Below are 11,663 nucleotides of genomic sequence, written 5' to 3' on the forward strand. Positions count from 1 at the left end.
GGAACACTAATCTGCGCTAATCAACACTAATTTTGACTCGGCGGAATTTCGCTGAGTTGTATTAGTGTCGATCAGTGAAGATTAGTGTTCCACCAAAAACCGGGTGCCATGCTCCACGCTTGCGTGGGCATGTTTACGCGCGGCTATTTTGCACAGGAGGAAACGGAGGAAACAGAGAGACCAATGCAAACGACTTCGTTACCTCTGTTTCCTCCTGTGCAAAAGTCGTCACCAATTTATTTCCAAAGTAGTCGCCTTGCCGCTCACGAGTATTAACTCAACCAGAACCAACTCAATGAAAATCAATCGCCAACTCCTTTTTCTGATTGCCGCCCTTCTATTCTCGGTGTGCCAATCCGCATCTGCCCAGCAGCCCAACGTGGTCTTTATCCTCAGCGATGACCAAAGCTGGACCGACTATACCTTCATGGATCATCCACACATTGCAACGCCGAACATTGATCGTCTTGCCCAAGCAGGTGTTCTTTACGAACGCGGTTACGTAACGGCGCCGCTTTGCCGCCCGTCTCTGGCCAGCATCGTTACGGGCCTCTATCCACATCAAACCCGAATCCGCGGCAACGATCCACTGCTACCGAAGGGGACTAACCGTCACGACAAAGAATTCAAGCCACTGTCGCTCAAGATGCGAAATCGCATGACGGCTCCAATGCTCAAGCATCCGTCGTTCGTCAAAATCCTCAAAGACAACGGCTACGCCACGCTGCAAACCGGCAAGTGGTGGGAAGGCGACCCGAAAGACCATGGCTTCACCGACGCGATGACTCATGGAAACCACATGCGAGGCGGGCGACACGGCGATAAAGGCTTGGCGATCGGTCGCACAACGATGAAGCCACTCTATGACTTCGTCGACAAAGCCAAAGCCGACGAACAACCGTTCTTTATCTGGTATGGCGTTTTCCTGCCACACGCTCCGCATAACGCACCGGATCGGCTCTACAACAAGTACAAAGACATTGCTCCGAACGAACCGACGGCTCGATATTGGGCGAATGTCGAATGGTTGGACGAAGGTTGCGGCCAGATCATTGAGCACTTGAAAAAGAACGGCCAGTACGAGAACACGATCTTTGTCTACACATGCGACAACGGCTGGGTGCAAGATCCCGATAAGAAAAACCGCAGCATCCGTTCGAAGCGTCAGCCCGTCGAAGCCGGAATTCGCACGCCGATCTTCATCACGCAAGAAGGGAAGATTCAGCCAGTTCGCGATGCGGAAACTCTTGCCAGCAACATCGATATCGCGACCACGATCCTGAAGGTTTGCGGCATTGAAGCGCCCAAGGAAATGGTTGGGATGGACTTGCGCGAACCGGAACAACTGAAGAAGAGAAATCGAGTCTTCGTTGACGTTTACGAACACGACAGCGATCTGGATCAGCTTGATGATCTCGACAGTGGCCTGATGGCGCGAGTCGTGATCGACGGCTGGGATAAGCTTACGGTCAGCCCAAAGAAGAAAGAGCTGTTTGATTTAAAAACGGATCCCGACGACCGAAAGGATCTGGCTGACGACAACAAAGAGAAAGTTGCCGAACTTTCAAAGCTACTTGACCAATGGGTTGAAGGCGGGTGAACCCAATACAAGCCCGAAGCGCAAGCGAGTGGTTCGTCCGCGCATCAAGCACAACATATTGCTCGCCACATCCAATCAACCGGCTCTACGCGCAGTCAAACCACTCGCTCGCGCTTCGGGCTCGTATTCCACCAACGAACTAATTCCTCTCAATAGCACTACTACAAACCACACGAAAACAGGCCCCTATCATGGATCGCAGAAACTTCATCGGCTCACTCGCAACCGGCAGCGCGGGAATCGCTCTCTCAACCAACTTGCTCTTGAACTACCGCTCCATCGAAGACACCGCCAAAGGCACGTACTTCGACACGCTAACCAAAAGTCTACTCGTCGATTGGTGCGACGGCATGATTCGCCGCCAGATCAACGAACCGGACAACCCAAAACTTCACGGCGCCCTCGCTTGCCCGGCTTGCGATCACATCCACGGACGTTGCTCCGACGCACTGTATCCGTTTCTGCATCTGGCAAACGTCACGGGTGACGCGAAATACACAACTGCTGCGATTGACGTTTACAACTGGGCTGAGCACAACGTCAAGAACGACGATGGCAGTTGGCGAAACGACATCAGGCCCAAAGCCTGGCGTGGCACCACGATCTTTGGCGCCATCGCACTGGCCGAAGCACTGCACTATCACGGAAAAGTCCTCGACGAAAAGACTCGTGCCGCATGGACGGCGCGTTTGGACGAAGCCGCCGGTGGCTACCTTTATCGTGACTTCAAAAAGATCGACTTCACGAACTTGAACTACGGCATGACGGGCGTCTACGGTTTCCACCTGTTCGGAACGCTGCTGAAGAAGCAGAAGTATCTCGATCGCAGCCAACAGTTCGCAAAACGTGTCAAAGAATTCTTCACCGAACCGAACACGCTGCTGTGGGGCGAAGGCAAGCCAAACAACAATCGCAGCGGACGTGGTCTGTTGCCTGTTGATCTTGGCTACAACGTTGAAGAGTCGCTCAATGGCGTTGTGCTGTATGCTCTGGAAGTCAACGACACTGAAATGCTGGATATGGTAACCAAGTCGCTCAGCGGTCACCTTGAGTTCATGTTGCCCGACGGAGCTTGGGACAATAGTTGGGGCACGCGTTCTCAAAAGTGGAGTTACTGGGGAAGCCGCACATCCGATGGATGCCAACCGGGATTCAGTTTGATGGCCGATCGTAATCCAGCCTTTGGCACCGCAGCGATCAAGAACGCGGAACTGTTGAAGCGTTGTACTGCCGACGGATTGATCCACGGCGGGCCGCACTACGTTTCGCACGGGGTCAATCCTTGCATTCACCACACCTTTGCACACGCGAAAGTGATGGCGTTGGTGCAAGACAAAATGCACGCAATGCCGAAGTTCGACGGATCGGCTCCTTTGCCACGTGCGACTGCGAAAGGCGTCAAGCATTTTCCGGAACTTGATGTTTGGTTGGTCGCCAAAGGGCCGTGGCGTTCGACAGTGTCGGCCTATGATTCGATCTACAAAACGAAACGAGCCGACCATTTGCAGCAACCGACTGGCGGATCGATGGCGGTGCTGTATCACGACAAAGTCGGCACGCTGCTAGCCGGCAGTATGGCTCGCTACATCATGGTCGAGCCTCTCAATATGCAGCCACAACCAGACGAGGACTTTCCGTTGACGCCTCGCATTGAGACCCGAAACGACGACGCGTGGTTTACGAACCTTTACGACTTGAAAGCCGATGTCAAATTCACGGACGACGGAAACAAGGTCAGTTTTGACATCGCGACAACGATTCAGGATGAAGATCGCAATCCGGTAGAGAGCGGTCCTTCGAGCTATAAGCTTCAATACGCGTTTGAAGACGGCAAAGTCACCGTCGCAGCAAATTGTACCGAAGAGAAAGCCGATCCAGACGCGATGCTGGTGATTCCAATCCTGTCACCAACCGGAGAGAAGGTCACTCAGGTTTCCAAGACACGAATTGAAATCGTCAAGCCTGAAGGCACGGTCGTCGTTGAATCCAATGCTCCTCTGACGATCAAAGAAACCGCGAAAGGTCGCGTCTTTAACATGGTCCCAGGCGCGGAGGCGGTTCCGATCATGATGGCAATACCTGGTGAGACTGGCGTGGAAGCGTTTTGCACAATTGCCGTTTCCTAAATCCGATTCGAACTGAAAGGAATTCGCACAGCATCTCTTTCAAGTGGAAAGCTGGGCTTCTGGCTAAAGCCAGTACTATAAACTTCGCACTCACATTCAATAACGCTTTAGAGCTTACTTCCATGCAACGAATTGCATTCAAGATGAAACTCAAACCAGGCAACACCGAAGAGTACGTGCGGCGGCATGATGAAATCTGGCCGGAGCTAAAACAGCTTTTGAAAGACGCTGGCATCAGCGAGTATTCCATCTTTCTGGACGCTGAAACGGACACATTGTTCGCGTTTCAAAAAGTTTCTGGCGACGGTGGGTCGCAGAACTTGAAAGAGAATCCCATCGTGCAAAAGTGGTGGAACTACATGGCCGATCTTATGGAAACCAATGCTGACAATTCGCCTGTGTCGGTACCGCTTCAAGAAGTCTTCTACATGGCTTAGATGAAAACAAATCAACTCTGCGCTGGCCCAAGTTCAAAACATCTCGCACCATGAACCACATTGTTCCCAACTCTTTGGCCACGCCTTGGATCGCATGTTTCGTATTATTCATTGCCATCGGCCAACCGTCGGTTGCCCAAGATGTTTGGCAGCAGCACGTTGGCAAGGCAGGCGAGAGTGGTTGGCGATGTCATGTCATCCAGCCCGATCCGAATGACCACGGCCCTGACGGAATCAACTTTCATGATTGGAACAACGATGGATTCGTCGATGTGCTGGTCAATTACGAAGAAGGAAAATTCAGCCGGTTGTTCTTCAATCTCGGTGTAAAGAAATGTCACAGCACCTGGTCGGACTGGATCGAGTTCCAACATGGACCATGTGAAGACTCCGGCATCGGAGACCTGGACAACGATGGCGACATCGACTACGTCGCCAACGGGGGCTGGATTTTCTTTAATCCGGGCGGTGAAAGTGTTCGCGACGCCAAAAAATGGGTACGGATGAACCTGTTTGACAAAGAGCAAAGAGTTCCATTGGTAACCGACGTCGACGGAGATGGACTGAACGATCTGGTTGTTGGAGCTCAATTGTGGTTCAAGCAACCGTCGGACGACAAGCATCAGGCAAAGAACTGGAAACGATATAAACTCGGTGAATCCAAATGGCCAATGAACTGCATCCGCCGCGACGTTGATGCTGATGGAGACATCGACTTCATCGTGGCCGACCGCCGATCAGAAATCTTTTGGCTAGAGAATCCCGGGAAGGCGAAGTTGTACAAGCCGTGGCCGCGAAAGATGCTTCATCCGCACAAGAGCATGTTCATCGCTGTCGGCGACATCAATGGTGACTCGATCGACGACATCGCAATCGCAGGCGGGCAAGAGGGCGAAATCAAATGGCAACGAAAACTGACTGTTCTGATTCGTAAAAACCGGTCTGGCATCCCTGCATTTGAATAAGTGCTCATAAAGCAACCTTGTGGCAACTTTCCCAAGGGAGTCGCAATACTGGATCTGGACGGTGATTCGAAAAATGAAGTAGTCGTGATTCCCAAGAAGGGAGATTTGTGGCAGGCTTCGTTCGACGGCGACGCATCCAAGTCAGAGAATTGGTCAGCCACGCCAATTAAAGTTCCCGGAGCGATGACGCGAATGAAAATGGACAACGTCTACCTTGTCGACATCGATGGTGATGGCGATCAGGATATCGCAACGACGGAAGAGAACGGCGGCTGGGGCGTTATCTGGTTTGAGAATCCAAGCAAGTAATATCCTTAAACGTGCTGAACATCAGCATCGCCTACTCAAAATCGAGTGTTTGACGGTAGTTGGTGCGGAACTTCAAAAGATCGAACACGTTGATCGTGTCGTCACCATTTGAATCGAAGTCAGCGAGGTAACCGGCATCGCCAAGGCTCTTTCGATACGACGTTCTGAACCCAAGTAGATCAAACACGTTCACCGTTCGATTTCCGTCGTAGTCTCCGAAGAGTCGGAAGAAGTTGTCGGTTGCTACATCGCCAAAGGTAACTGAATCGGAGTCGTCACCATCTGAATTCGTGTCGATACCGTGTCCGGTGTTTGAAAACACTTTCCCGGCGACGATGTCCAATTGATAATTGCCATCAACCAATGATCCGAATTCGACGAATTCGCTAGAGAACGTTAGGTCCACGATTTGATTGTTGGATCCAGAGCGGAACTGATGGCTCACGTTGACCACGCCGCCATCGGATCCACGCTTGGTCACCACGAAGGCGCCGGAGTCAATCGTGACAGGTCCGTCAAAAGAGACGGCGACGGTCGTGATTCGTGACCTTGAATTGCTTGAGCCAATCTCGATATCCGATTTGGAAAATTCAACCAGATTGTTAACGTCCAGTTGGACTTCTTTTTCAAACTTCAAACCGGCAGAATCCGTGGCCTCAAGTCGAACTGAGTATTGAGATTGAGTCTCGTAGTCCAGGATTTCGCCTTGCTTGAGCATCAACTGATCGTCAACGATGACGAATCGGCTGTTGTCGTCATCTCCGGTGCCGGCAACCAAATCGAACGAGTGCGTGTCGCCGGAGTCATTGTCGGTCGCGAACAGCGTGGCGAACAACCTGTCGGCTGAATCGGTGCTGAGATTTTCGTTGATGTTGGTCGACGAAAGTGTGATGTCCGTTGGGGCAGATTGAGCTGCTTTAAATTCAAACCAGTTGATGTTGAAATTCCCGCCAACCATTTCCAGGCGGAACACCTGATCCGCTCCATCAAACGCGATCATGCTCACGTCTTCGACAGTCAAGGTTTGCCAGTTGTTCCAGCCACCAGTTGATTCGACCGCGAACGTTTCAAGCACGGTAAAGTTGGTGCCATCGCGAACAACCAGCCTCAAATCGCCAGGGTCTGCATGGTTGGAGGCAACGCGAACCGAGATATCGTAAGCACCGCCTTCGACATCCACGGTGTATTCCAGCCATTCACCACCGCGAGCCCAACCGACGCTGAAACCGGGTTCGCCTTCATCGCTGTTGGCACCGATGTCGACGTTTTGGTCGGAACGATAGTCAGTGCCTGTGTTTCCGACCGTCGTATCGGAATAGCCAACGCCTTCTCCGCCGCCGTTGTAATATTCGGCTTCGATGCGAGTATTACCGTCGACAACAATTGGCCGGTCGATGGCGACATTGACAATGCCACCGTTTTCATCGACCTCTGCAATCGCCAGATAACTTTGGCCATCGACCGTAACGGTGACTTGCTGTCGACCATCGAACGCCATCGTGCGGTAGGAACCATCAGCGCGGCTGGAACCACGCGTGTTCGTTTGCCATTCGCGGTGGACTTGATCGACGTAGACTTCCCCGTTGGGCTTGGCTTCCCAGTCGGAAGTGTACCAATGGCCTCCGACATCATGCCGCCAGTGTGCCAGCTGGTAAAAGCCGTAGCTGATGATGAATTCAGTGGCTGGATTGGCAAACACATTCAGGAAGTAGTCTTCTGACCAGTCGGCCTGAGTTTGCAAGTCGGTACCGGTGGCGTTGATGTCGAACTCAGTCATGCCCAGCGGCAAACCCAGCGCCGCAAACTCATCCAAGTGTGCATTGAATTGAGTCGGCGTAGGAGCGTCTGCCAAACCAAAGTGATTCATGAACCCGACGGCCTCGACAGGATTGCCGTTATCCAGCAGCTCCTGAATCAGGTTGTAGTATTCCGTTCGCCGTTCGTGATCGACAAACTCAATCGTCTGCCCTTTGTTGATCATCTGCAGCGTGTCGGGATGTGAGTTTGCTTTTGCTGCGTCGAAGATTTCACCGATCGGATCTGCCAGTGACCCGCCGTCGCGAAGAATGTTCCAGATTTCCTTGAGCAATACCGGATGGTTGACGGTGTCCCAATGAGCCACCTGTGGACGATCCGTGCCGGCAATCTCGTTCCCCAGTTCCGAGGCAATGTCAGCGACATGTGCAAGCTGTTCGGTTCGAAGGTATTCTCTGGCCGCCGCTTGGCTTACGTCATTCTGCAAACGCGCGTACTCGTTGCGAACCGCAGAAGGAACAAACGACAGTTGGCCCCACGTTAGATGATGGCCGTGAAGCGAATCGACGTTGTCATTGACCCAATCCACTGTGTCAATTCCACGATCGCGGTTCTGATCCCAGGGCACCCAGCGAATTCCGTTGGCGATCGTGATCGTGTTGAACAGCCGCGAAGCGATCGCTGCGTGGCGCTGCGAAGCCGGATCTGATGCTTGGCCGCCACCGATGTCGCTGATGAATTCGGTTTTCAAAATGTTGCCGAAGCCGTAAGCATGTTCGAGCTGATTGACTTCGACGACGGCGCCTGCAATGGGAGCTCCGGCAAGGTTCGTGACGTTGACCGTTAGCGGATGTCGACGATTTTCCAGCACGCTCTGCTGAGCTTCCCAACGCCAATCGCTGTCGGCTTCACGTTCGGCGTAAGACAGGTAGCTCTGCGGTAGATGCTGCGTCAGGTCTGGGGCTGCGCCGTGATTCCAGATTTGCACGCCGCCGATCTCAAGCGTTCCCACGCTGCGGCCGAACAGTGCTTCGAGGCGAAGTTCTCCTGGCTGTGATGCCTGTCGAGCCGTCACCACGAATTGATGCTTGGTCCAAGTATTGGTTGCTTGGAAATTCTCTTTCAACAGGTTTCGATTGACGGCAGGAGACTGTTCGACCTGGAGTCGCACGTCGAAGGGAGCATCATCTGTTCGTAACCACGCTTCAACGGTCAGGATCGAGTTCTCTTCGACGGCATGGTCCGTGTACCAGCCGGCTCGGATTTGCGAAAGGAAAGAAGCGGATGTGTGCACGTCCACGATTAAGGCATTGTCAAACGGCACCTGTTCGGCTGCCGTCGTTGCGCGATCGGTAAAGGTTGCGTAGGTGCCTTGCCCGGACTTGATATCAGTGTCGGCGACCGTTCCAGCGTCGAGGGGCAGGGCAGCGGCAGCATTTTCTAGGCTGCTAACAAAACGTTTTACCTGAAAGTTGGCGATTTCAACTTTGGCGACCCGTTCGCCGAGGAACATTTCGACTCGCGAGGCGGCACTTGAAATCGAATCGCCGAGCGTGATCGGAATCTGGGCTCGCTGCCAAAAGCCTTTGGCGGTTACTTCGGTCCTACCAACGTCTGCGAAAGGCGAAGTCGTACGCACGTTGAATGTAAGCGGGCTCCACAAAGTCCCCAGCCGCCGGTAGTAGAACTCGGCATACAACGTTTCGGATTCGTCAATGTTCTGATCAATATTCCAGCGAGCCCAAACGGAAGTGTCGTTGGGAGGCGTGGTCGTTGTGTCGACTACCAAAACGGTTCCGTTGATCGTGCCTCCGTTTTCGCCGTTGGCGGTGCGATTTGAAAACGTCGCGTAATTCGTTCCGTTGATCGAAGCGACGTTGGCAAGGTCCAGCGGATCTTCACCGATGATTGAGTTGCCTTCGGGAACAAGGTTTCCGAAAATGGATAGCGTCGTGCGAGTTCGAACTGGCGACGCGAGGGCATAGTCACTGGAAGCCGCGACGCCAACGTTGATCGTTTCGAGAAGTTCATCCACTTCATCGTTCGCGACAGTCAGCTCAACTCGCGCCGATCTTTGTCCGGCAGGAATCGTAACCGTCGAGGTTGCTCCGGCGTAGTCCGCGTCACGCGATGCCGTCCCGCCGTAGTTCATGTTGACGACAAGGTCTCGACCAAAATCGTCACTGCGAGACATGTCAAACGATACCGTCGCCGATTCATCGGTTTCGTTAACGGCTGACACAACCGCGCGAACGCCGACATCGGCTTGCACTGGACGGAGTTGAGCAACCGTGATCGATTCCCAGTTCAGTCCTGTTTGCCGCCATTGGATTTCGAGTCCGTCGTAGGAACCGCTCTCCATTTGGCGAGCTTCGAAGTAGTATCGCACTCCTGCGACCAACTCGATTGCGTCGGACGTTTGGTTTGAGTCTGCATCCCACTGTCCGGGCGAAGGTGGTGAATCGCTCGATGCGACGACGCGAGCCAACGCAGCGTCACTATCATCGGCTAACAACAATCGATTGGCATCGCCGCCGGAAATGCGAAGCTGGTAAGTGCCCGACGTTTCAGGAACGAAGTATCCTCGCAGTCGCTGAGCCGGATGCGTTGTCGAACTAGCCGCCGCATCCGCCGAAGTCAAAACCGATCCACTGGCCACGTCGGAGTAGAAAACGTCGCCAGAATCCAGAAAGTCAGCCGAGACGGTGGAAAGTTGTTCGAACAGTACGCCCTGCGATGCAACATCTTCGAGGACTTGTTGTTGCGAATCAGAAAGTGGAGTCCACTCTGGACCGACGACTTCTACTGGAAGTTCCGGACTGGTCCAGCCGAGCCAGATTCTCGATTCGCCAGCGATATCGCGATATTCGACTCTTACCGAGGCCGCGAGATCTGCAATGAGACCAACATCGGCCGTGAGTTCACTTGTTCCAGTTCCATCCCAGGCATCGACAGTCAGTTGATCATCAACCCAAACGCGTAATCCGTCATCGGGATTGGTTCGCAGGATCAGTTGGTGTGTAGCGGTGTGATCGCTTTGCAGGTTCGATTCCCAGCGTGCAGAGAATCCGTCGCTATCGCTGGTGTTGTCCAGTGGAGATCTTTGTCCCCAATCAAAATCGACCAAGGCATTGTGTTGCACAATCTGCGGCGACGAATCCGGCGTGCCATCGCTGTAGTAACTACCAACCCAACCAGCAGCGGTCAGCATTTGTCGAAGTTCAAGAGCTTGCCAAGTTAGGGAGGTTTGTTGCTGCCTTCGTTTCTGGCTCAGAGCGTTTGTTCGTATGCAATCGAGAAAACGGTTGAACACATCAAATCCTTCGAATTCACACGAAGATCACGGGTACGAAAAAACGGCGAGACGAAAAGCGATTCGTCCCGCCGTTTTGATTTTATCTTGAAGCCTTGGACATCTGCCCATGAGCATCAACTACTTTCTGCGGCGAATCGCCAAGCCAAGTCCAGCCAATCCCAAGATCGCAAGAGATGTTGGCTCTGGAACTGCCGAAACAGATCCGGTAATCGCGAAGTTATCGATATACGTGTGGTGACCAGACGGTCCCTGAGTGCTGTCTTTCACAAAATCGAGTAGGAATTCGACTGATTCACCGTCTGCTAGTGTGAAGTCAGCAAGACCAGTCAAGCTTTGGTCATAATCATTCCACGCAGCTGTTGCACTACCGCCGTTAGCACCAGGGCCGCCAGATCCTACAGCACCTGCTGTAAGGCCGCCTGAAACAACGGAAAGAGTCCATGTATCGGCTGAACCAGGTCTGGTTGAACCGAGGTCAAAGTGGAAAGTCTCCAAGTTCCAATCGGTTCCGGACGTGTTAGTGACGGTAAAATTAACACCGCCCTCGAGTCCGTTGTTCAGGGATAAGTGATCATCCCCGCCGTTTTCATATTCACCCGTACCCGTCGCAGCGGAAGCGTCATACGTACCAAAGGTGGCATCTGCGAGCCCACCTGATGTGGTTGCTCCGAAGTCGTTCGTGTCCGTCTCGTACGTAGCACTGAAGCCAGACAGGGCGAAATTTGCGGTCTGAGTGTTACCGCCATCAGGGTTGCCGGTAACTTCGTCAAAAGCGACGATCAAATCAGCTTGAGCAGCTTGTGGCATGGCAAACATCGCGGCCGCCGCAAACAACATAAAAATCTGTTTCTTCATAGTCTTTACTCTCCCAATGATGGCAAACTCTTGATGGCGAACACGCCGGAAATGTGAAACGATCAGTCGAGATCGGAAAACCGGTCGTGTCGACGGATTCTATAAGTGCATTATGACCTAATACAAACCCTTGTGGCCGAAAAAGGGTTGTCGTTTCGCGACACACTGAGGGAGTTCCCGATTTGTGAGTCATAGCTCATCGGTCCCGAACTTGCCCAGCTCAAGGCATTCGATTGTGACGGCAGTTGATGTCGCAAAAGGGAAAACCAATATCGGGGCTGAATGGCGTTTTCGCGCTAT

General features: G+C 52.9%; 7 protein-coding genes. 5 read left to right on the forward strand and 2 right to left on the reverse strand.

All coding sequences use genetic code 11. The features are described from left to right. The first annotated feature begins 295 nt into the window (after positions 1–295). From MFFC18_RS12970 to MFFC18_RS25480, 5 genes are all read left to right on the forward strand, one after another. On the forward strand, positions 296–1,600 hold the full coding sequence (locus MFFC18_RS12970; protein WP_075082925.1) for a sulfatase-like hydrolase/transferase: 1,305 nt from the start codon (positions 296–298) through the stop codon (positions 1,598–1,600). Positions 1,601–1,791: 191 nt separating this feature from the next. Beyond that, positions 1,792–3,726 carry a hypothetical protein gene (locus MFFC18_RS12975; RefSeq protein WP_075082926.1) on the forward strand — a complete coding sequence of 645 codons (1,935 nt, stop codon included), beginning with the start codon at positions 1,792–1,794 and terminating at the stop codon, positions 3,724–3,726. Between the two features lie 122 nt (positions 3,727–3,848). Then, entirely contained in the window at positions 3,849–4,163 is a 315-nt protein-coding gene (gene rhaM / locus MFFC18_RS12980) for an L-rhamnose mutarotase (protein WP_075082927.1), read from the forward strand. Between the two features lie 50 nt (positions 4,164–4,213). Continuing rightward, the gene (locus MFFC18_RS12985) at positions 4,214–5,128 is read left to right on the forward strand and encodes an FG-GAP repeat domain-containing protein (protein ID WP_075082928.1); all 915 of its coding nucleotides are present in this window, start codon (positions 4,214–4,216) and stop codon (positions 5,126–5,128) included. Continuing rightward, positions 5,129–5,437, forward strand: coding sequence for an FG-GAP-like repeat-containing protein (locus MFFC18_RS25480; RefSeq protein ID WP_075082929.1), 309 nt, complete (start codon positions 5,129–5,131; stop codon positions 5,435–5,437). A 31-nt stretch (positions 5,438–5,468) separates the two neighbouring features. On the opposite strand, the gene MFFC18_RS12990 is transcribed toward MFFC18_RS25480, so the two are convergent. After that, a complete protein-coding gene (locus MFFC18_RS12990; RefSeq protein WP_075082930.1) occupies positions 5,469–10,403 on the reverse strand; it encodes an endo-1,4-beta-xylanase in 4,935 nt (1,644 codons plus the stop codon). A 222-nt stretch (positions 10,404–10,625) separates the two neighbouring features. Further along, a complete protein-coding gene (locus MFFC18_RS12995) occupies positions 10,626–11,363 on the reverse strand; it encodes a PEP-CTERM sorting domain-containing protein (protein WP_075082931.1) in 738 nt (245 codons plus the stop codon). Positions 11,364–11,663: the final 300 nt, after the last annotated feature.

It is taken from the genome of Mariniblastus fucicola (assembly GCF_008087665.1).
In the GTDB taxonomy this organism is placed as follows: Bacteria; Planctomycetota; Planctomycetia; order Pirellulales; family Pirellulaceae; genus Mariniblastus; species Mariniblastus fucicola.

Excerpts from the sequence above, each read along its gene's own strand:
- MFFC18_RS12975 (WP_075082926.1), top strand. The coding sequence starts at position 1,792 with ATGGATCGCAGAAACTTCATCGGCTCACTCGCAACCGGCAGCGCGGGA.
- MFFC18_RS12985 (WP_075082928.1), top strand. The coding sequence starts at position 4,214 with ATGAACCACATTGTTCCCAACTCTTTGGCCACGCCTTGGATCGCATGT.
- MFFC18_RS12995 (WP_075082931.1), bottom strand. The coding sequence starts at position 11,363 with ATGAAGAAACAGATTTTTATGTTGTTTGCGGCGGCCGCGATGTTTGCC.
- rhaM (WP_075082927.1), top strand. The coding sequence starts at position 3,849 with ATGCAACGAATTGCATTCAAGATGAAACTCAAACCAGGCAACACCGAA.
- MFFC18_RS12970 (WP_075082925.1), top strand. The coding sequence starts at position 296 with ATGAAAATCAATCGCCAACTCCTTTTTCTGATTGCCGCCCTTCTATTC.
- MFFC18_RS12990 (WP_075082930.1), bottom strand. The coding sequence starts at position 10,403 with ATGCTGACCGCTGCTGGTTGGGTTGGTAGTTACTACAGCGATGGCACG.